Annotated in this window: 16 protein-coding genes; 4 read left to right on the top strand and 12 right to left on the bottom strand. The window is 69.9% G+C overall.

Going from position 1 to position 20,204, the window contains the following annotated elements; genetic code table 11:
• From AC1RU4_RS03520 to AC1RU4_RS03555, 8 genes are all read right to left on the bottom strand, one after another.
• The gene (locus AC1RU4_RS03520; RefSeq protein WP_492889621.1) at positions 1-1,239 is read right to left on the bottom strand and encodes an ArgE/DapE family deacylase; all 1,239 of its coding nucleotides are present in this window, start codon (positions 1,237-1,239) and stop codon (positions 1-3) included.
• Positions 1,236-2,516: an allantoate amidohydrolase gene (locus AC1RU4_RS03525; protein WP_492889622.1), complete on the bottom strand. Its 1,281-nt coding sequence runs from the start codon at positions 2,514-2,516 to the stop codon at positions 1,236-1,238. The genes AC1RU4_RS03520 and AC1RU4_RS03525 overlap by 4 nt, the downstream gene beginning before the upstream one ends.
• A 370-nt stretch (positions 2,517-2,886) precedes the next feature.
• Positions 2,887-3,969 (bottom strand): BMP family ABC transporter substrate-binding protein, encoded by a 1,083-nt coding sequence (locus AC1RU4_RS03530; RefSeq protein ID WP_492889623.1) that lies wholly within the window; start codon positions 3,967-3,969, stop codon positions 2,887-2,889.
• 102 nt (positions 3,970-4,071) lie between these two features.
• On the bottom strand, positions 4,072-4,995 hold the full coding sequence (locus tag AC1RU4_RS03535; RefSeq protein ID WP_492889624.1) for an ABC transporter permease: 924 nt from the start codon (positions 4,993-4,995) through the stop codon (positions 4,072-4,074).
• Positions 4,988-6,064, bottom strand: a complete 1,077-nt coding sequence (locus AC1RU4_RS03540; protein ID WP_492889625.1) for an ABC transporter permease — start codon at positions 6,062-6,064, stop codon at positions 4,988-4,990. The genes AC1RU4_RS03535 and AC1RU4_RS03540 overlap by 8 nt, the downstream gene beginning before the upstream one ends.
• Positions 6,054-7,634, bottom strand: coding sequence for an ABC transporter ATP-binding protein (locus AC1RU4_RS03545; protein WP_492889626.1), 1,581 nt, complete (start codon positions 7,632-7,634; stop codon positions 6,054-6,056). Before AC1RU4_RS03545 ends, AC1RU4_RS03540 begins: the two co-directional genes overlap by 11 nt.
• Before the next feature lie 250 nt (positions 7,635-7,884).
• Positions 7,885-8,862 carry a quinone oxidoreductase family protein gene (locus AC1RU4_RS03550; RefSeq protein WP_492889627.1) on the bottom strand — a complete coding sequence of 326 codons (978 nt, stop codon included), beginning with the start codon at positions 8,860-8,862 and terminating at the stop codon, positions 7,885-7,887.
• 30 nt (positions 8,863-8,892) lie between these two features.
• A complete protein-coding gene (locus AC1RU4_RS03555) occupies positions 8,893-9,618 on the bottom strand; it encodes a CDP-alcohol phosphatidyltransferase family protein (RefSeq protein ID WP_492889628.1) in 726 nt (241 codons plus the stop codon).
• 169 nt (positions 9,619-9,787) lie between these two features.
• On the opposite strand from AC1RU4_RS03555, the gene AC1RU4_RS03560 reads away from it, so the two are divergent.
• Entirely contained in the window at positions 9,788-11,014 is a 1,227-nt protein-coding gene (locus tag AC1RU4_RS03560) for a UbiH/UbiF family hydroxylase (protein WP_492889629.1), read from the top strand.
• Positions 11,015-11,061: 47 nt separating this feature from the next.
• Here AC1RU4_RS03560 and AC1RU4_RS03565 read toward each other — a convergent pair whose 3' ends face one another.
• Positions 11,062-12,021, bottom strand: coding sequence for an AEC family transporter (locus AC1RU4_RS03565; protein ID WP_492889630.1), 960 nt, complete (start codon positions 12,019-12,021; stop codon positions 11,062-11,064).
• A 176-nt stretch (positions 12,022-12,197) separates the two neighbouring features.
• On the opposite strand from AC1RU4_RS03565, the gene hspQ reads away from it, so the two are divergent.
• Positions 12,198-12,527 (top strand): heat shock protein HspQ, encoded by a 330-nt coding sequence (hspQ, locus tag AC1RU4_RS03570; protein WP_492889774.1) that lies wholly within the window; start codon positions 12,198-12,200, stop codon positions 12,525-12,527.
• Positions 12,528-12,715: 188 nt separating this feature from the next.
• Here hspQ and AC1RU4_RS03575 read toward each other — a convergent pair whose 3' ends face one another.
• Complete coding sequence (locus AC1RU4_RS03575; protein ID WP_492889631.1) at positions 12,716-13,492, bottom strand: invasion associated locus B family protein; 777 nt, start codon at positions 13,490-13,492, stop codon at positions 12,716-12,718.
• Between the two features lie 350 nt (positions 13,493-13,842).
• Between AC1RU4_RS03575 and AC1RU4_RS03580 the strand changes: the two genes are divergently transcribed.
• Both AC1RU4_RS03580 and AC1RU4_RS03585 read left to right on the top strand, forming a co-directional pair.
• Positions 13,843-15,546, top strand: coding sequence for an extracellular solute-binding protein (locus tag AC1RU4_RS03580; protein WP_492889775.1), 1,704 nt, complete (start codon positions 13,843-13,845; stop codon positions 15,544-15,546).
• Between the two features lie 150 nt (positions 15,547-15,696).
• Positions 15,697-16,017, top strand: coding sequence for a hypothetical protein (locus AC1RU4_RS03585; RefSeq protein WP_492889632.1), 321 nt, complete (start codon positions 15,697-15,699; stop codon positions 16,015-16,017).
• 167 nt (positions 16,018-16,184) lie between these two features.
• Here the strand turns inward: AC1RU4_RS03585 and mfd are convergent, their stop codons facing one another.
• On the bottom strand, positions 16,185-19,733 hold the full coding sequence (gene mfd / locus AC1RU4_RS03590) for a transcription-repair coupling factor (RefSeq protein WP_492889633.1): 3,549 nt from the start codon (positions 19,731-19,733) through the stop codon (positions 16,185-16,187).
• Positions 19,730-20,026, bottom strand: coding sequence for an FAD assembly factor SdhE (locus tag AC1RU4_RS03595; protein WP_492889634.1), 297 nt, complete (start codon positions 20,024-20,026; stop codon positions 19,730-19,732). The genes mfd and AC1RU4_RS03595 overlap by 4 nt, the downstream gene beginning before the upstream one ends.
• Positions 20,027-20,204: the final 178 nt, after the last annotated feature.

Raw genomic sequence — 20,204 nt, forward strand, 5'->3', positions numbered from 1 at the left:
TCAGCCCGCCGTCAGCAGGTCGCGCAGCGTCGCCTCGATGATGCGCGTCGCCTTGTCGAGGTCGGAGATGCGCACGTGCTCGTCGGCGGCATGGGCGTTGGCCTCCAGGATCGAGCGCGGCCCCGCGCCGTAGAGGATGGTCGGCACGCCGGCGGCGGTATAGTGGCGGGCATCGGTATAGAGCGGCACCGCGGTGGCCGGCGGCACCTCGCCCAGCACCTCGGCGGCGTGCCTCTGCACGATCTCCACCAGCCTGTCGGTGCCCGGCAGGGTGCGCAGCGGCTCGGCGAGGATGATGCGCCGGCACTCGATGTCGATGCCTTCCCAGCCGCCGACCGCCCGCTCGACCAGCGCATTGAGCTCGGCCTCCACCTGCTCGCCATCCTCCTCCGGGGTCAGGCGGCGGTCGACGCGCATGACGATGCGGTCCGGCACCACATTGGTGTTGATGCCGCCGGAGATCAGCCCGACGGTGATCTTCGGCGAGCCGATGCCCGGCGTGGCGCTGGTGATGCCGTAGAGCCGCTTGCGCTCGGCATAGAGCGCGGAGAGGATGGCGGTCGCCGCCTCCAGCGCGTCGGCGCCGGTCTCCGGCAGCGCGGCATGCGCCTGTTTGCCGCGCACCACGATCTCCAGGTGCAGCGCGCCGTTATGGGCGACGACCACCGCATAGGAGAAGCCGGCCGAGATGGCGTAGTCCGGCTTGGACAGGCCGTGCTCCAGCAGCCATTGCGGCCCGACGAAGCCGCCGGCCTCCTCGTCATAGGTGAAATGCAGCTCCACGGCGCCGTCGAGACCCTCGGGATGCTGCTTCAGCGCTTTGAGCGCGAAGGCATAGGTGGCGAAGTCGGATTTCGACACCGCCGCGCCGCGGCCATAGATCGCCCCGCCCTTCTCCTCGGCGCCATAGGGATCGAAGGTCCAGCCTTCGCCCGGCGGCACCACGTCGCCATGGGCGTTGAGCGCGATCACCGGGCCCTTGCCGGTGCCGAAGCGCTCGCGCACCACGAGGTTGACCACCGACTTCATGCCGTAGGTCTTCACGAACGGCTCGGGTACCGCATGGCGCTCGACGGCGAAGCCGAGCTCCTCCAGGAGCTGGCCGGTGATTTCGGCATGCGGCGCGCAATCGCCGGGCGGATTGTCGCTGGGCACCCGCACCAGCGCCTTCAGGAACGCCACCTCGCGTTCGAGCCGCTTGCCGTCCTCGCCCGCGACTCCCGGTTTATCCTGGCTCACTGTTCTGCTCCATTGGCGCTGCCGGCCAGTTGCGGCAGTTCGAACCGTTCGATGAAACGCGCCAGCGCCGCGACCGCAAGGCCGATATCTCCAGGGCTCGCATATTCGGCCGGATTATGGCTGATGCCGCCCCGGCAGCGCACGAACAACATGCCGATCGGGCACAGCCGCGACATCGCCTGCCCGTCATGGCCGGCGCCGGACGGCAGGATCAGCGCGCGATGGCCGAGATCGGCGACGGCGGTGCGCAGGCGCAGCTGCAGGTCGCGATAGCAGGGCACCGTGCCGACCTCGTGGAAGGCGGAGATCACCACGCCGAGCCCGCGCGCATCGGCGATCCTGTGGGCCTCCCGCTCGAACCGCGTCAGCGCCTCGCGTCGCGAGGTGTCGGAACTGGAGCGCAGGTCGACGGTAAACACCACCCGCGAGGGAATGACGTTGATCGAGCCCGGCTCGATATGCATGCGCCCGACGGTGGCGACCATGCCATGCGCGTCCGCCCGCGCGATCTTCTCCGCCGCCAGCGCCATCTCGGCGGCGCCGAGCAGCGCGTCGCGGCGCATGCGCATCGGCACGGTGCCGGCATGGCCGGCCTCGCCGGTGACGGTGATCGACAGCCTGGAGGCACCGGCAATGGCGGAGACGATGCCGAGCGGCTCGCCCTCGGCCTCCAGCACCGGCCCCTGCTCGATATGCGCCTCGACATAGGCGATGACGCGGTTCGGGTCATAGGCGGCGGCGGGAATGTCGGCGGGGTCCTTGCCATAGGCGCGGATCGCCTCTTCCAGCGACACGCCCTCGGGATCGCGCAAAGCCAGCCAGGCCGGCGAGAAATAGCCGGCGATCGCGGCGGAGGAGGACAGCGTGGTCGGAAAGCGCGTGCCCTCCTCGTCGCCGAAGGCCAGCACGTCGATGCCGTAGGGCCGCTTCAGCCCGGCCTTGATCACCGCCTCCAGCGCCAGGATGGCGACGACGACGCCCATGGTGCCGTCATATTTGCCGGCATTGGCGACGGTGTCGATATGCGAGCCGATCAGCAGCCGCGGCGCCTGCGCGCCGGCGGGCTGCCAGTGGCCGCGCAGCGTGCCGAGCGCGTCCTCGGAGACGTCGAGGCCCGCCGCGCGCATGAAATCGCCGACGAGGTCGGCGGCGCGGCGGTGCTCGCGCGTCAGGAAGAAGCGGGTGAGGTTGTCCTCGGATTGCGAGATGGCGCCGAGCGCCTCGAGCATCGCCGCCGCACGAGCGCCGGTCGCGGCGATGTCCACCGGTATCGTCATGAGCGTGCCACCGCATCCCCGTTCGCGCCGACCGCTCAGGTGATCGGCGCCGATCATTCGTGGCGCAATCGCATATGGAGGCGGCTTTGGCAATCTCGGCGGGAACGCCGCCGGCACCAAGCGGCCGCTTCAGGATCCGCGTTCCAGCCCGGCGGAACACCGGACGCCGGCCGCATGCCGAGAGCACCCCGTGCCCCGAGACAGGCCGCGAGATGAAACGTGCACCACCGGCCCGCTCCGCGGGCCCGCCCCGGCGGGCGTCATGGCCGGGCAGCGCCCGGCCATCCGATGACCCTATGGCCGGCCGCCGGCGGTGCGGCTTCCGGCGACGAGGGCGAGCCGGAACCGGCGCGCCCTCAGCCCATCCGGCTCACTGGCCGGGCACCTTGTCGTCGATGCCCTTCACGTACCAGTTCATCGAGAGGATATCGCCGTCCGGCAGCACCGCGCCCTCCTTCACGAACAGCGTGCCGTCCTGTTTGCTGATCGGCCCCTTGAACGGGTGCAGCGAGCCGTCCTTGATCGCCGCCTCGGTCTTCTGGGCCATCGCCTTCACGTCGTCGGGCATGTTGGTGTAGGGAGCCATGACGACTTCGCCGTCCTTCATGCCGGCCCAGGTGTCGGTGGACTTCCAGGTGCCGTCCATCACTTCCTTGACGCGCTCGACATAATAGGGCGCCCAGTTGTCGACGATCGAGGTGAGCTGGGCATTGGGGCCGAAGCTCTTCATGTCGGACGCCTGGCCGAACGCCTTCACGCCGCGCGCCTCGGCGGCTTGCATGGCGGCGGGGCTGTCGGTGTGCTGGGTGATGATGTCGGCGCCCTGGTCGATCAGCGCCTTGGCGGCGTCGGCCTCCTTGGCGGGGTCGAACCAAGAGTTCACCCACACGATCTTGATCTTCATGTCCGGGTTGACCGACTGGGCGCCGAGCATCACCGCATTGATGCCCGAGATCACTTCCGGGATCGGGAAGGAGGCGATGTAGCCGATGGTGCCGGTCTTCGACATCTTGGCGGCGATCTGGCCGACGATGTAGCGACCCTCGTGGAACTTGGAATTATAGGTCGCGACGTTCTTGTCGCGCTTGTAGCCGGTGGCGTGCTCGAACATCACCTTGGGGTGGCGCTTGGCCACTTTCAGCGTCGGCTCCATATAGCCGAACGAGGTGGTGAAGATGATCTTGTTGCCGGCGCGGGCCAGCTGCTCGATCACGCGCTCGGCGTCGGGGCCCTCCGGCACGTTCTCGACATAGGTGGTCTCCACCTTGTCGCCATACGCCGCCTCGACCGCCTTGCGTCCCTGGTCGTGCTGGTAGGTCCAGCCGAAATCGCCCACGGGGCCGATATAGACCCAGGCCGCCTTCAGCTTCTCGGCGGCCTGCGCCTGCATGCCGATGCCGGCGACGGCCGCACAGGCGGCGAAGGCCAGCGCCGTTGACAAGATTTTCCGCATGAACGTCTCCGCTCTCACATCCGTCGCGGCCGCTGGAGTTCCGCCCCCGCGTGGCCGCGGCCGCGAGGGCTGGGGCCGCGCAGGGCGGCCGGACAAGGCAGGTCAGCGGTCGGGTACGAAAGGCACGCCGAGCGAGGCCGGCGCACCCTGCCCGCGCTTCAGCGCCGAGATCAGCACCAGCGCCGCCACCGTGGCAAGATAGGGCAGCGAGGACAGCAATTGCGAGGGAATGCCGAGCCCGAAGCCCTGCACATGCAGCTGCAAGATCGATACCGCGCCGAACAGATAGGCGCCGGCGAGCAGCCAGAGCGGCTTCCAGGCGGAGAACACCACCAGCGCCAGCGCGATCCAGCCGCGCCCGGCGGTCATGTCGCTGGCCCAGAACGGCGTATAGGCGAGCGACAGATGCGCCCCGGCGAGACCGGCGCAGGCGCCGCCGAACATCACCGCCAGCGTGCGGATCCTGCGCACCGGATGGCCGAGCGCATGGGCGGCGACATGGCTCTCGCCCACGGCGCGGATCACGAGCCCGGTGCGGGTACGCGCCAGCCCCCAGGTCACCAGCGCCAGCAGCGCGATCGAGGCGTAGACGAAGGCGTCCTGCCCGAACAGCGCCTCGCCCAGGATCGGCAGGCTGGTCAGACCGGGAACCTGCAGTTCCGGCGCGCCGTCCAGCCGCGTGCCGACGAAGGAGGCGCCGATCAGCCCGGCGAGGCCGAGGCCGAGAATGGTGGTGGCGAGGCCGGAGGCCACCTGGTTGGCGGCGAGCCAGATGGTCAGCGTCGCGAACACCAGCGACAGCGCCACCCCGGCGAGGATCGCCGCGAGGGTGCCGAGGATCAGGCTGCCGGACGAGTAGGCCGTGGCGTAGCCGACCGCGGCGCCGATGATCATCATGCCCTCGACGCCGAGATTGAGCGTGCCGGCGCGCTCCGCCACCAGCTCGCCGAGCGAGGCGAGCAGCAGCGTGGTCGCCGCCGCCACCACGCTCGCCAGCACCGCGCCGATCATCACCGTATCAAGCATGGCGCGGTCCCTCGACGCGGCGGAGGCGGTAGCGCACCAGCACATCCGCCGCCAGGATGGCGATGAGCAGCGTGCCCTGGAACACGCGGGTGACGTCGAAGGGCATGCGCAGCGTGATCTGCGCCGCCTCGCCGCCGATATAGGTCAGCGCCAGGATGAAGCTCGACACCAGGATGCCGACCGGGTGCAGCCGCCCCAGCATCGCCGCGATGATGGCGGTGAAGCCGTAGCCCGGCGAGATCGAGGGCTGCATCTGGCCGATCGGCCCCGCCACCTCGATGATGCCGGCCAGCCCGGCGAGCGCGCCGGAGACCGCGAACACGCCATAGGTGACGCGCCGCTCGTCGAAGCCGGCAAAGGCCGCCGCGCGCGGCGCGGTGCCGCCGAGCTCGATGGAGAAGCCGACCAGGGTGCGCCCGAGCACGAAGGTCGCCGCCGCCACCACCACGAGCGCGATCAGGATGCCGGCATGCAGGCGCCCCTCCTCCATGAGCAGCGGCACGGTCGCGACCGCATCGAAGGTCACGCTCTGCGGGAAGTTGAAGCCGGCCGGGTCGCGCCACGGGCCGCGCACCAGATAGTCGAGGCCGAGCTGGGCGACATAGACCAGCATCAGCGAGGTGAGGATCTCGCTCGCCCCGAAGCGCACCCGCAGGAAGGCCGGGATCAGCCCGTAGGCGGCCCCGCCGACGGCGCCGAGCACCAGCATCGCCGGCAGCACCCAGGGGCCGGCATCCGTGCCGTGGGTGGCCAGCGCCAGCCAGGAGCCGGCCAGCGCGCCGGCGACATATTGCCCCTCGGCGCCGATATTCCAGCGATTGGCCCGGTAGCAGAAGGCGAGGCCGACGCCGATCAGCAGCAGCGGGCAGGCCTTCACCACCAGTTCCTGCAGCGTATAGGGATCGCCCAGCGGCTCGATGAAATAGACGGTGAACGCCTTGATCGGGTCGTGGCCCATGGCGAGGAACATCACCGCGCCGACGACCATGGTGAAGACCAGCGCGACGAAGGGCGCGGCGATCAGCCCGGCGAGCGGGACGTTCTCCTGGCGCTCCAGCTTAAGCGGCATCGGCGCCCTCCTGTGCCGGCGCGTGGTGGGCACCGCCCATGGCGAGGCCGATCGCCTCGCGCGAGGTCTCCTCCACCGGCACCGGGTCGGTGAGCCGCCCCTCGCTCATCACCGCGATGCGGTCGGTGAATTCCAGCAATTCGTCGAGATCCTGGCTGATCACCAGCACCGCGCAGCCCTCCGCCGCCTTCTGGCGCAGCGTGGTGCGGATGAAGCCGGCCGCCGCCGCGTCGACCCCCCAGGTCGGCTGGTCGACGATCAGCAGCACCGGCTCGCGCAGCACCTCGCGGCCGATGACGAATTTCTGCAGGTTGCCGCCGGACAGTCGCCGCGCCTTGGGATCCCTGCCGCCGAAGCGTACGTCGAAGCGCTTCACGATCGCGGCGAACGTGGCGTTCAGCACCGAGCGCCGCACCACGCCGAACTTCACGATCCGCCCGTCGCCATGGGTGGTCAGCAGCACGTTGTCGGAAAGCGGCATGTCGGGCGCGGCGGCATGTCCGAGCCGCTCCTCCGGCACGAAACCGGCCCTCAAGGCCCGCCGCGCGGTCGGCCCCAGCCCGCCCGCCGGCACCCGGTCGATGACGATGCTCTCCCGGTCCTCGGCGAGGCGCTCGCCGGACAGCGCCTCGAACAGCGAGGTCTGGCCATTGCCGGCCACCCCGGCAATGCCGACGATCTCGCCGGCGCGGATTTCGAGAGTGATATCGTGGAGCGCCGAGCCGCGCGAGCCGTCGCCCTTGAGGTTGAGATTCTTGATCAGCAGCCGCGGCTCGCCCAGCTCATGGGTGACGACGCGGGGCGTGCGGGGAACCTCCGCTCCCACCATCAGCCGGGCGAGGCTGGCCGAGCTCTCCTGCCGCGGATCGACCTCGGCGATGAACTTGCCGCCGCGCAGCACGGTGGCGCGCTGGCACAGGCGCCGCACCTCGTCGAGCTTGTGCGAAATGAACAGCACCGCCCGCCCCTCGCCGGTCAGCAGGTCGACGGTGCGGAACAGGCTCTCGGATTCGTCGGGGGTGAGCACCGAGGTCGGCTCGTCGAGAATCAGCACCCGCGGGTCGCCGAGCAGGCAGCGCACGATCTCCACTCGCTGGCGCTCGCCCACCGAGAGCTCGCCGACCCGCCGGTACGGCTCGACCTCCAGCCCGTAGCGGCCGACGCAGTCCTCGATGCGGGCGGCCAGCACCGCCAGCGGCTCGGTGGTGGCGAGGCCGAGCGCGACGTTCTCCACCACGGTCATCGCGTCGAACAGCGCGAAATGCTGGAACACCACGCCGATGCCGCGGGCGCGGGAGGCGGCGGGATCGGGGAAGGTGATCGGCTCGCCGTCGAACCGCAGCTCGCCCGAATCGGCCTGCAGCAGGCCGCACATCATCTTGACGAGGGTCGACTTGCCGGCGCCGTTCTCGCCGAGCAGCGCATGGGTCTCGCCGGCGCGGATGGCGAGGCTTACATGGTCGTTGGCCACCAGCGCGCCGAAGCGCTTGGTCAGCCCGATCGCCTCGAGCAGCGCCCGCGGCTTGTCCCCCTCGGATGAGGTCGAATCAACCGACGTCCGGTCAGACATGACGAGCCCCCCGGCCGCTGTCACGGTTCGTGGCGTGCAGGCCGAAGGCCGGAGCGACCATGGCCGGTCGGAACGGGCAGCGATGTCTCATCCGGGTTCCACGGCCGATGCACTTGTTGCGAGCATCGCATGCCGCAAGGGCGGAGCAAGCCCAAACTCTGATCGGACGGCGCGCGGATTTGATGCAATTCGCGGCAATTTCGTATCTTTTGCGGCCGGTCGCCGCGGCGCCCCGGCCGGGAACCCGACCTCAGGGGATCAGCACGCTCGATCCGGTGGTCTTGCGGCCTTCCAGCTCGCGATGCGCCTCGGCGACGTCGGCGAGCCGGTAGCGCTGGTTGACCGGGACCTTCACCACGCCCTTGCCGACCACGTCGAACAGGTCGGCGGCATTGGCCTCCAGTGCTTCGCGGGTCGCCACATGGGTGAACAGCGTCGGGCGGGTGGCGTAGAGCGACCCCTTCTGCGACAGCGCCAGCAGCGAGAAGTTCTGGATGGCGCCCGAGGCGTTGCCGAAGCTGACGAACATGCCGCGCGGGCGCAGGCAGTCGAGCGAGGCCGGGTAGGTCGCCTGGCCGACGCCGTCATAGACCACCTGGCACAGCGCGCCCTCGGTGATCTCCTTGACCCGCGCGGCGAAATCCTCGCGGCTGTAGTCGATCGTGTAGGCGGCGCCCGCCTCGGCAGCCAGGGCGCATTTCTCCGGCGAGCCGGCGGTGCCGATCACCGTGGCGCCGAGATGGCTCGCCCATTGGCAGAGGATCTGCCCGACGCCGCCGGCCGCCGCCTGCACCAGCACCACGTCGCCGGCCTTCACCGGGTAGGTCTGGCGCAGCAGGTAGCGGGCGGTCATGCCCTTCAGCATCATCGCCGCGGCGGTGGCGTCGTCGATCGTGTCGGGAATCTTCACCAGCGTGGCGGCCGACATCACCCGCTCGGTGCAATAGGCGCCGAAGGCGGTGCCATAGGCGACGCGGTCGCCGCGCTTGAAGCCGGTGACGCCCTCGCCGACCGCCTCGACCACGCCGGCCGCCTCGTTGCCGGGGGTGAAGGGCAGCCCGCCGGCGGCCGGATAGAGGCCGGAGCGGAAATAGGTATCGATGAAGTTGAGACCGATGGCGGTGTGGCGGAGCTTCACCTCGCCCGGTCCGGGCATGCCGACCTCCACCTCTTCGAGCCCCAGCACCTCCGGCCCGCCGAGCTCGCGCACCCGCACCGCCCACACCATGGAACGCACTCCTGACAATTGAAAAATGGCTTACGAACGCCGGAACCGCTGCGGCACCAGGCCGAACAGCAGGAAATAGACCGCGATGAGGCACAGGCCGGCGCTGACGTAGACGGGCGGGTGCAGCTTGTCGATCACCGCCACCGCCGCCAGCACCGCCCACAGCGCCAGCAGCGCGATGGTGAGCAGCCGCCCGCGCACGACGCGGAACGGATGCACGAACTTGATCGGCAGGAAGGTCGCGACCGACAGCAGGGCGATGATGCCGGCAATGACGTAGCCGTTCATCGGCAGCAGGAAGAAATAGAACACCACCAGGTTCCACACCGCCGGGAAGCCCTGGAAATACTTGTCCTCGGTCTTCATCGTGGTGTCGGCGAAATAGAGCGCGCTGGTGAGCAGGATCGCCGCGCTGGCCGGCACCGCCAGCCAGGTCGGCATCAGCCCGCCGGTCGCCACCGCGAAGGCCGGCACCAGCACATAGGTGAGATAGTCGACCACCAGGTCCAGCGTCTCGCCGGACCAGCGCGGCAGCACCTCCACCACCCGCACCCGCCGGGCGATCGAGCCGTCGATGCCGTCGACGAACAGCGCCGCGCCGAGCCAGGTGAACATCAGCGACCAGTTGCCCTCGACCGCGGCGATCAGCGCCAGCAGGCCGAACACGGCGCCGGTGGCGGTGAAGACGTGCACGGCGAAGGCCAGCGTCTGCCGGCGTGTCGGCCGCTCGGTGAAGGGTTTGACGGATACCGTCACAGGTGTCTCTCCCAAGGCCGCGATGCGCGACCGGCCGGCTTGTTCTTCGTCGACGTCACGCATCTGTCACGCGCCCGTAGCGATCCGCATGGACAGACCGCATCGCCCTCGCTTATCCCACACTCATGCCCGGGCTTGTAGTCCCGAAAAACGCCCGATGGAGGTCGGCATGGAGATGCACGTCGCATCCGCACCCGAAAGCCGAACGCGCCCGGTCGCGGTCGTCGGCGCCGGCGCCGCCGGCCTGGTCGCCGCGCTCGCCCTCGCCGGCGAGGGGCTGGACGTGGTGCTGGTCGGCCCGGCGCGCGGGCGCGACGCCCGCACCACGGCGCTGATGGACGGCTCGGTGCGGGCGCTGGACGCGCTCGGCGTGTGGGAGCGGCTGGGCGATCGGGTGTCGCCGCTGCGCACCATGCGGCTGGTCGACGACACCGGCCGGCTGTGGCGCGCCCCCGAGGTGAGCTTCCAGGCCGGCGAGCTCGCCCTGCCCGCCTTCGCCTGGAATGTCGAGAACGAGACGCTGCTCGCCGCGCTGGAAGCGGCCGTGGCCGCCGAGCCGCGCATCGCGCGTCTCTACGCCAGCGTGACCGGCATGACGGAGGCGACGGACGCCGCCGAACTCGCCCTCGATGACGGGCGCCTTCTGCCCGCCGCGCTGGTGGCGGCCGCCGACGGACGGCAGTCGCCCTGCCGCGAGGCTGCCGGCATCCGGCTGCGCTCGCGTGACTATCCGCAGGTCGCCGTCACCGCGACGCTCGGCCATGAGCGCCCGCATCGCGACATCTCCACCGAATTCCACACCCCGACCGGACCGTTCACCCTGGTGCCGCTGCCGGGGAACCGCACCAGCATCGTCTGCGTGGTGGCGCCCAGGGATGCCGAGGCGCTGATGGCGCTGGACGAGGCGGCCTTCTCGCGCGAGATGGAGCGCCGCGCGCATTCGCTGCTCGGCAAGATGGTGCTGGACGGCCCGCGCGGCGCCTTCCCGCTCGGCGCCCGCACCGCCGAGCGCTTCGCCGCCGGCCGGCTGTTCCTCATCGGCGAGGCGGCGCATATCATCCCGCCCATCGGCGCGCAGGGGCTCAATCTCGGCATCCGCGACGCCGCCACCCTCGCCGAGCTGGCCGGTGCGGCCCATCGCGCCGGCACCGACATCGCCGGGCCGGAGGTGGCCTCCGCCTATGAGCATCGCCGCCGCGCCGACGTGGGGAGCCGCAGCCTCGCCGTCGACCTGTTCAACCGCTCGCTGCTCACCGATCTCCTGCCGGTCCAGGGGGTGCGCGGGCTCGGCCTGTGGGCGCTCGGCCGCTCGGCGACGCTGCGCCGCCTCGTCATGCGCGAGGGCGTCGGCCCGACGCGGGATGTGCCGAAGCTGATGCGGCGCGAGGTCGCCTAGATTTTCTGAGACGTCGAATCAGGAAGCTCGCCTAAGCTGTTGATCCGTCAGTTCAGGCCGTAGGGCAGCATGTCGTGCTGCACGGCATAGAGCAGCGCGGTGACCGTCGCCACCGAGACGATGGTGCCGATCAGCACCCCGCCGGAGGCGCCCACGACATAGGTGTCGTATTGCTTGGCCATGATGAAGGCGTTGAGCGCCGGCGGCAGGCCGGCCATCAGCACCGCGGTGGCCACCCAGACCGGCGGGATGCCGCCGACCAGCATCAGCACCGTCCATACCAGCGCCGGGTGGACCAGCAGCTTGATGGCGATGAGGAACGGCACCTCGCCCTGCACCTTCTCCATCGGCCGCAGCGCCACCGAGACGCCGAGCGTGAACAGCGCGCAGGGCGCGGCGGCGTTCTTCAGGAATTCCAGCATGCGGTCGATCGCCGCCGGCGGGTGGAACTCGACATAGGCCGCGACCACGCCGAGAAAGGTTGCCACGTTGAACGGGTGCGTCGCCACCCGCCGCACCACGTACCAGGCCGTCGCCGCCCACGAGCGCCTGTCGCGCCCGCCGAGCGCCATCAGCAGCGGCACCACGGTGAAGAAGAACAGGCTGTCGAACACGAAGATCAGCGCGGTCGGCACCGAGGCGGCGGCGCCGAGCGCGCCGAGCGTCAGGCCCGGCCCCATATAGCCGACATTGGAATAGGAGCCGACGATCGCCGAGATCGTCGCCTCCGGCAGGTTGCCGCGCCGCAGCCACAGCCCGACGCCGAGCGACAACGCGAAGCAGGTCGCCGTCGACAGCGTGGTGGCCAGGATGAAGCTGCCGTTGGCGAGCTCGTGGAACGGCGTGCGCGCCACCAGCGAGAAGAACAGCGCCGGCAGCGCCACATAGATGATGAAGAAGCTCAGCCAGGCGAGGCCGCTCTCGGGGATGCGCGCCATCCGCCCGCAGGCGAGCCCGAGGAAGATCACACCGAAAAAGGGCAGCGCAAGCGCGAGGACGTCGGCCATGGTCGTTGGCTACCGGCTCGCCGCCGCGCGGTCAATCGGCGGTGGAGACGGCGCCTGCGCCCGCTGCCGCGGTATGGGGCTTGCATCGGTCTCAGCCGGTGCGAATGCGGCTAAAGTTGACATGATCACACCCGGCGCTTAGGGCTCGAACGGCGCGGAAGGGCGAACCAATGGACATGAAAGAACGCATCGCCAAATACCGTATCGGCCAGGTCGTCAGGCACCGGCATTTCCCGTTTCGCGGCGTGGTGTTCGACGTGGACCCGGAATTCGCCAATACCGACGAGTGGTGGGAATCGATTCCCGAGCATATGCGCCCGTCCAAGGACCAGCCCTTCTATCACCTGCTCGCCGAGAACGCCGACACCGAATATGTCGCCTATGTCTCCGAGCAGAATCTCGAGCCGGACAATTCCGGCGAGCCGGTGCGCCACCCGCAGGTCGAGGAGATGCTCGCCGCCGACGGTGACGGCGGCTGGCGGGTGAAGACCGACCGCCTGCAATAGGCACCCGATTCGGCCGGGCCGGGCGAACCTCGCCGGCCGGCGAGCTTCCCGGAACCAGCCTTCCCGGCTCCCCAACGAAAACGCCCGGCACTCGCGAGAGGCCGGGCGTTTTCATGAATGTCGTCCAGGCCGGCCGGGCGCGCCGCGGGCGCACCGGGCCCGATCGACCGCCGCGGCGGAAGCCGGCCTCACTGGGCCGGCTGCGCGCCCTTCAGCTTCTCGGCGCCGAGCTTTTCCAGCCCCTGCTTGGTCTTCTGGTCGCGGGCGTCGGCCTCGGCCTTCAGCTGCTCCTGGCGGGCCTTGACCTGGTCCTGGATCTTCTTGACCTGCTCCTCGAAGGACTTCTGCTCGGTATCCGGGCCGTCATAGACCTTGGCGAAGTCGCCGAGGCCGATCGGGTAGTTGATGATGCGGCCGACCGAATTGGCGGCCTGGATGGTCAGGCCCGGCGCCTTCTTCATGCGGGCGATGAACTCGTCGTCGATCTGCAGGTCGCCGCGGCACACGCGCTCGTCGCACATGATGTAGGTGCCGAGGATCGGCTGCTCGCCGGCCAGCGCCACGCGGAAGCCCTGGCGCAGCAGCACGCCGGTCGGGAACGCCACGGTGAAGAACTTCTTCGGGTCGTCCTTGATCTCGAAGACGCCGAAGCGCACCAGGAACTGCCCGGTATCGGTGATGATGCTCTGGTCGAGATTGCAGACCTTCTTGTTGATCTGCGTGTTGTCCTCGCAGCGCTTCACCCACGGAATCGGGATGGCGGGAATCTGCGGGGCGGCCTGCGCCTGCGGCTGAGCAGGGGCCGGCGCAGCCGCCGGGGCGGCGGGCTTGGCGGCCGGCTTCGGCTGGGTCTGGGCCAGCGCCGGGCCCACGCCGGCGATGGCGAGCAGCAGGGCGGCTCCGGCGACCTTGCGCGCCAGACGCGACGCGGAAGACTGCGGCGCGGGAAACGAGCGTCTGATCATATCAAGTTCCTGTCGTGCGAACCGCAGCATGAGCAACGGCGACGGACGCCTTGGCGCCTTTTGGAGAACGAGGCTGTCTCCCGTTCAAATGCGGCAAGACAGTGGCCCATGGCGCGGCGGTCGTCCATTCTGTTATCAGTGACACGACCGATCCGCATCGAATCCGTCGCGAGGCAACAGCAAGCGTGACCGATATCACCCGTCGCGCCCTCCTGCGCAACGGCCTCGTGGCCGCCGGAGCGGCCGCCTGCCTGCCGGCCATCCTGCCCCACGCAGATGCCCAAACCATGGCCGAACCCGCGGCCGGCACCGGACCCGGCGGAGGCGACGACGGGCGCTACGGCCTCGCCATGCACGGCGAACCGCTCTATCCCGCTGATTTTGCTCACTATGCCAGCGTGAACCCGGCCGCGCCGCGCGGCGGGCGGCTGGTGCAGGGCGCGGTCGGCGCCTTTGACAGCCTCAATCCGTTCATCGTGCGCGGCGCGCCGGCGCCGTTCGTGCGCTGGAATATCGTCGAAAGCCTGATGGCGCGCAGCCCGGACGAGGCGTTCACGCTCTATCCGCTGCTGGCCCGCTCCGTCGCCACCGACGATGCGCGCTCTTATGTCGCCTTCGAGATCGACCCGCGCGCCCGATTCGCCGACGGAACCCCGGTGACCGCCGACGACGTGCGCTTCTCCTTCGAGCTGCTGCGCGATCGCGGCCGGCCGAACCTGCGCAGCTTCTATGCCAAGGCCGTCGCGCGCGTCACCGGCGAGCATGCCATCCGCTTCGACTTCACCGGCACCGACCGCGAATTGCCGCTGATCCTCGGCCTGATGCCGGTGCTGGCCCGCCACGCCACCGATCCGGCCATGTTCGAGCAGACCAGCTTCAAGGCGCCGCTCGGCAGCGGCCCCTACGAGGTCGCCGCCGTGCGGCCGGGCGAGAGCGTGACGCTGCGCCGCCGCGCCCTCTATTGGGGCGCCGACCTGCCGGTCAATCGCGGCCTCTATAATTTCGACGAGCTGCGCTACGACTATTATCGCGAGGTCAACGGCCTGTTCGAGGCGTTCAAGCGCGGCCTCACCGACATCCGCTTCGAGACCGATCCCGGCCGCTGGTCGAGCGCCTACGACTTCCCGGCGGTGCGCGAGGGCCGGATCGTGCGGGAAGAGATCGCCACCCGCACGCCGAAGCCCTATTCGGCGCTGATCTTCAACATGCGCCGGCCGCCCTTCGACGACGTGCGCGTGCGCGCCGGCATGATGGCGCTGTTCGATGCCGAATGGGCGAATGCCAATCTCTATTTCGGCCTCTATCGCCGCTGCGGCAGCTTCTTCGACGATTCGGAGCTTTCCGCCCGCGCCCGCCCCGCCGATGCCGCCGAGCGGGCGCTGCTCGCTCCCTATCCCGGCGCGGTGCTGCCGGAGGTGATGGACGGCACCTGGCAGCCGCCGTCCTCGGACGGGTCCGGCCGCGACCGCGCGACGCTGAAGGCCGCGCTCGACCTGTTCGATGCCGCCGGCTACGTGCTGCAGGGCGGCCGCCTCGTCGCCCGCGCCGATGGAAGACCGCTGGCGCCGGAGGTGCTGGCCGGCACCCGCGACCAGGAACGCCTCGCCCTCGCCTGGCAGAACATGCTGCGCCGGGCCGGCATCGCGCTGTCGATCCGCCTCGTCGACGGCGCGCAGTTCGAGGCGCGCAAGATGAACTACGATTTCGACCTCGTGCCCTATGTCTGGGACCAGTCGCTGTCGCCGGGCAACGAGCAGGCGTTCTATTTCGGCTCGGCCGCCGCCGATACGCCCGGCACCCGCAACTTCATGGGGCTGAAGAGCCCGGCGGCGGACGCGATGATCGAGGCGCTGCTCGCCGCCCGCTCGCGCGGGGACTTCGTCGGCGCGGCGCGGGCGCTGGACCGGGTGCTGATCTCGGCGCGGTTCTCGCTGCCGCTGTTCTACACGCCGGGCGAGTGGCTGGCGCGCTGGCGCGACGTCGAGCGGCCGGCGACGCTGTCGCTGCGCGGCTCGCTGGCGGAGACGTGGTGGCACGGTAGCGCGGGGCGCTGAGCCCCGGCGGCGGCCGGTTTTCGCGGGGCGCGCGGGCCACACCGCGCGATTTCCTTAACCGCGGCGTCCGCGAAGGCTGGACTTGCCGTTCGGAAACGGCTCCTTAGGGGGCGGACGGCGCGGAATTGGCCGTCCCCTCGGAGTTCGACCATGCGTTACGCCGCGCTTCTCGCCGTGAGCCTCCTGGCCGCGGCCCCTGCCTTCAGCCCCGCCGGGGCGGCCGAGCAGCTGACCATCCATCCCAACGCCCAGACGGGCGGTTCGGGCGAGCAGATCGTCATCCCGCCGCTCAACAACCCGAATTATCTCGATCCCGGCCCGATGCCGTACAATCCGGGTTCGGACAAGTCGATGGACTACATGAACCAGGCCGGCGGCAACGAAATGGGCGGCGTCGGCGTCGGCATCGGCTCGGATGTGGATGCCGACGACCTGCCCGACGGCGACGGCGCCTACGATTCCGATCCTTGATCGGCGGGATCGACGCGTAGGTTTCGCCGCTCGCACGCCTTATCCTCTCCCCATTGGGGAGAGGTGGCCCGCGAAGCGGATCGGTGAGGGGCGACGCCCTCGCGAAACGGGAGAGCCCCCTCACCCCAGCCCTCTCCCCGATGGGGGCGAGGGAGCAAAAAGCTGCCTCACGCCGCCTTGGCGCCCTGCTCGGCGATCCTGGCGAGGTCCTTCAGCAGCGTGCCGACCCCCTTCAGCCGCGCATTGGCGTCCGGCCAGTCGTCGGAGAACACCACCTTGAGGTCCGGGCGCACCTTCGCCACCACATGCGGCTTGCCGAGATAGGCGACCAGCCCCGCCGGATTGGGGAAGCGCTGCTCGCGGAAGGTGAGCACCGCCCCGCGCGGGCCGGCATCGACCTTCTCGACATTGGCGCGGCGGCACAGGGCCTTGATCGCCACCAGCTTGAGCAGCTGCTTGACCTCCTCCGGCGCCGGGCCGAAGCGGTCCACCAGCTCGGCGCCCACCTGCTCGAACTCCTCGTCGGTGTCGAGGTCGGCGAGGCGGCGATAGAGGCTGAGCCGCACATGCAGGTCGGCGACATAGTCCTCCGGGATCAGCACCGGCGTGCCGATGGAGATCTGCGGCGACCACTTGTCGGCCACCGGCGCGGTGATGCCGGCCTTGAGGTTGGCGATCGCCTCCTCCAGCATCTCCTGATAGAGCTCGTAGCCGACCTCCTTGATATGGCCGGACTGCTCGTCGCCGAGCAGGTTGCCGGCGCCGCGTATGTCGAGGTCGTGGCTGGCGAGCTGGAAGCCCGCCCCCAGCGTGTCGAGCGACTGCAGCACCTTGAGCCGCCGTTCCGCCTGCTGGGTGATGCTCTTCTCCGCCGGCAGCGTGAAGATCGCATAGGCCCGCGTCTTCGAGCGCCCGACCCGCCCGCGCAGCTGGTAGAGCTGGGCGAGGCCGAACATGTCGGAGCGGTGGATGATCAGCGTGTTGGCCGAGGGGATGTCGAGCCCCGATTCCACGATGGTGGTGGAGAGCAGCACGTCGAACTGCCCGTCATAGAAGGCGGACATGATCTCTTCCAGCTGCGTCGGCGCCATCTGCCCGTGGGCGACGGTGACCTTCACCTCCGGCACGTTCTTGTCGAGGAACTCCTTCACCTCGCCGAGATCCTCGATGCGCGGGCACACATAGAAGCTCTGGCCGCCGCGATAGCGCTCGCGCAGCAGGGCCTCGCGCACGATCAGCGGATCGAACGGCGTCACGAAGCTGCGCACCGCGAGGCGGTCCACCGGCGGCGAGGCGATCAGCGACAGCTCGCGCACCCCGGTCATGGCGAGCTGCAGCGTGCGCGGGATCGGCGTCGCCGTCAGGGTGAGCACATGCACCTCGGCGCGCAGCTGCTTCAGCCGCTCCTTGTGGCCAACGCCGAAATGCTGCTCCTCGTCGACGATGACGAGGCCGAGATCCCGGAACGAGATCGCCTTGCCGAGCAGCGCATGGGTGCCGACCACGATGTCGACGGTGCCGTCGGTGAGGCCCTTCCTTGTCTCGTTCATCTCCTTGGCCGGCACCAGGCGCGACAATTGCCGCACCACCACCGGAAGCCCCTTGAAACGGTCGGAGAAGGTTCGGAAATGCTGGCGCGCCAGCAGCGTGGTCGGCACCACCACCGCCACCTGCTTGCCGTTCAGCGCCACCGCGAAGGTGGCGCGCAGCGCCACTTCCGTCTTGCCGAAACCGACATCGCCGCAGACGAGCCGGTCCATCGGGTGGCCGGAGCCGAGATCGTCGAACACCGCCTCGATGGCGGCTTCCTGGTCCTCGGTCTCCTCATAGGGGAAGCGGGCGCGGAACTCGTCATAGATGCCTTCGGCCGGCACCAGCCGCGGCGCCTCGTGCAGCTGGCGCTGCGCGGCGATCTTGATCAGCTCGGCCGCCATCTCGCGGATGCGGCTCTTCATCCGCGCCTTGCGGGTCTGCCAGCCGCCGCCGCCCAGCCGGTCGAGCTGCGCCTCGGTGTCCTCCGAGCCGTAGCGCGACAGCAGCTCCAGGTTCTCCACCGGCAGGAACAGCTTGGAGCCTTCCGCGTAGTGGATTTCCAGGCAGTCGTGCGGCGCGCCCATCGCCTCGATGGTCTTCAGCCCGACGAAGCGGCCGATGCCGTGGTCGACATGCACCACGAGGTCGCCGGCGGTCAGCGACGTCAATTCGGAGATCACGTCCTGCGGACGGCGGGCCTTGCGCTTGGGGCGCACCAGCCGGTCACCGAGAATGTCCTGCTCGCCGATAATGGCCAGCGCGTCGGTCTCGAAGCCGTTCTCGATGCCGAGCACGGCGAAGCCGATCGCCCCCTTGGGCAGCTTGGCGGCGGCGTCGCTGGTGCCGACGCGCTGGCCGCCCTTCAGGCCGTGGTCGCCGAGCACGGTGGTCAGCCGGTCGAGCGAGCCCTCCGACCACGCCGCGACCACGGTGCGCTTGGCGGCGGCGAGTTCGCGGATATGGGCGACCGCCGCCTCGAACAGGTTGGCTTCCGGGTCGGCGCGTTCCGGCGCGAAGGAACGGGCCGGATCGCCATCGAGGTCGATCACGTCCCGTGAGGGCGGCACCGCGAAGGCGGTCAGCGCCACGGCGGGCGCGCCCTCGCGGCGGCTCTTCCATTCGCCTTCGGCGAGATAGAGCGCGTCCGGCGGCAGCGGCTTGTAGGGCGCCCCGCCGCCCAGCATGCCCTGCGCGTGATGCGCGCCCTGCCCGTGAAGGTCGTGGCTCTCGCGCCGTGCGTCGTAATAGTCGCGGATCTGGGCGAGCCGCTCGGCGGCGGCCTCGGCCGTCTGCGCCTCCATCACCACCGGGCTCTGGCCGGTATAGTCGAACAGCGTGTCGAGCCCGTCATGGAACAGCGGCAGCCAGTGCTCCATGCCGGCATAGCGCCGGCCCTCGCTCACCGCCTCATAGAGCACGTCGCCGCGCTGGGCGGCGCCGAAGGCGGCGACATAGGCCATGCGGAAGCGCCGCATGGTCTCGGTGGTCAGCTGCAATTCGCTCATCGGCACCAGGTCGAGCGCGCGCATCTGCGCCGCCGTGCGCTGGGTCTCTGGGTCGAAGGAGCGGATCGATTCCAGCGTGTCGCCGAAGAAGTCGAGCCGCACCGGCAGCGGCAGGCCGGGCGGGAACAGGTCGATAATGCCGCCGCGCACCGCATATTCGCCGGTGTCGCGCACCGTGGAGGTGCGCTGGAAGCCGTTGATCTCCGCCCAGCCGGTCACGTCGTCCAGCGAGAGCGCATTGCCCGGCGCCGCCGAGAAGGACTGCGTGGCGACGAGCTCGCGCTTCGGCACCCGCTGCAGGGCGGCATTCACCGTGGTGAGCAGCACCGAGCCGCCCTCGCGCCCCTTCACCCGCGCGAGGCGCGCGAGCGTGGTCATGCGGCGGGCGACGATGGCGCCGTTCGGCGAGGCGCGGTCATAGGGCAGGCAGTCCCAGGCCGGCAGCGGCAGCACCTCGACCTCGGGCGCGAAGAAGCCGAGCGCCCGCTCCAGCTCCGCCATGCGCTCGGCGTCGCGGCAGATCACGGTCAGCGTCGGCCAGGCGGCGCCGTCGCGGGCGGCGAGCGTGCGGGCGAGGTCGCCGACCACGAGGCCCTGCATGCCGGTCGGCACATTGGCGAGGGTCACCGTCCGGCCGGAAGCCAGACGGTCGATGAAGGCGGAAGGGGCTTTGGTCATATTTCGGGAAGGCCTTCCCCGGACAGGTGGAAGCGGCAGAACCGCTGGAACATCGGCGTGTCGAAGGGCGCGGGGGCGACGCCGCCATTGACCCAGGCCAAGAGGTCCGGGTCCTCGATCTCGATCAAAATCTCGAAGGCGTCGACCTCCTCCTCCGACATGGTCGGTAGCAGGGCGTCGGCGAAGCGGCCCATCAGCAGGTCCATCTCGCGCGTGCCGCGATGCCAGGAGCGATAGAGAAGCCGCCGGCGGCGGGGGTCGAGCCCCGCGCTCGACCGCGTGGTTCCGGTCATCGAATGCGCCTCGTTCTGGCCCGCCAAAAGCGGGCCGGGAAGGAAGGGCCAGGAAAAGGCCAGGGAAAGGCAACGTCTTTGAAGGCGACGTCTTTAGCGCGCCTTGGCCCGGATGTCAGGTAGGCAATGGGAGGGCGTTCGGCCAGTGGGGCGCTCATCGGCGACGTCGCTTCCGATC

This window comes from Ancylobacter sp. GW821-FHT10E12 (assembly GCF_058809335.1).

Coding starts and splice junctions, on each gene's coding strand:
- AC1RU4_RS03595 (WP_492889634.1), bottom strand. CDS start 20,026: ATGACCGGAACCACGCGGTCGAGCGCGGGGCTCGACCCCCGCCGCCGG.
- AC1RU4_RS03545 (WP_492889626.1), bottom strand. CDS start 7,634: ATGTCTGACCGGACGTCGGTTGATTCGACCTCATCCGAGGGGGACAAG.
- hspQ (WP_492889774.1), top strand. CDS start 12,198: ATGAAAGAACGCATCGCCAAATACCGTATCGGCCAGGTCGTCAGGCAC.
- AC1RU4_RS03585 (WP_492889632.1), top strand. CDS start 15,697: ATGCGTTACGCCGCGCTTCTCGCCGTGAGCCTCCTGGCCGCGGCCCCT.
- AC1RU4_RS03540 (WP_492889625.1), bottom strand. CDS start 6,064: ATGCCGCTTAAGCTGGAGCGCCAGGAGAACGTCCCGCTCGCCGGGCTG.
- AC1RU4_RS03575 (WP_492889631.1), bottom strand. CDS start 13,492: ATGATCAGACGCTCGTTTCCCGCGCCGCAGTCTTCCGCGTCGCGTCTG.
- AC1RU4_RS03550 (WP_492889627.1), bottom strand. CDS start 8,862: ATGGTGTGGGCGGTGCGGGTGCGCGAGCTCGGCGGGCCGGAGGTGCTG.
- AC1RU4_RS03580 (WP_492889775.1), top strand. CDS start 13,843: ATGCACGGCGAACCGCTCTATCCCGCTGATTTTGCTCACTATGCCAGC.
- AC1RU4_RS03560 (WP_492889629.1), top strand. CDS start 9,788: ATGGAGATGCACGTCGCATCCGCACCCGAAAGCCGAACGCGCCCGGTC.
- AC1RU4_RS03535 (WP_492889624.1), bottom strand. CDS start 4,995: ATGCTTGATACGGTGATGATCGGCGCGGTGCTGGCGAGCGTGGTGGCG.
- AC1RU4_RS03565 (WP_492889630.1), bottom strand. CDS start 12,021: ATGGCCGACGTCCTCGCGCTTGCGCTGCCCTTTTTCGGTGTGATCTTC.
- AC1RU4_RS03525 (WP_492889622.1), bottom strand. CDS start 2,516: ATGACGATACCGGTGGACATCGCCGCGACCGGCGCTCGTGCGGCGGCG.
- AC1RU4_RS03530 (WP_492889623.1), bottom strand. CDS start 3,969: ATGCGGAAAATCTTGTCAACGGCGCTGGCCTTCGCCGCCTGTGCGGCC.
- mfd (WP_492889633.1), bottom strand. CDS start 19,733: ATGACCAAAGCCCCTTCCGCCTTCATCGACCGTCTGGCTTCCGGCCGG.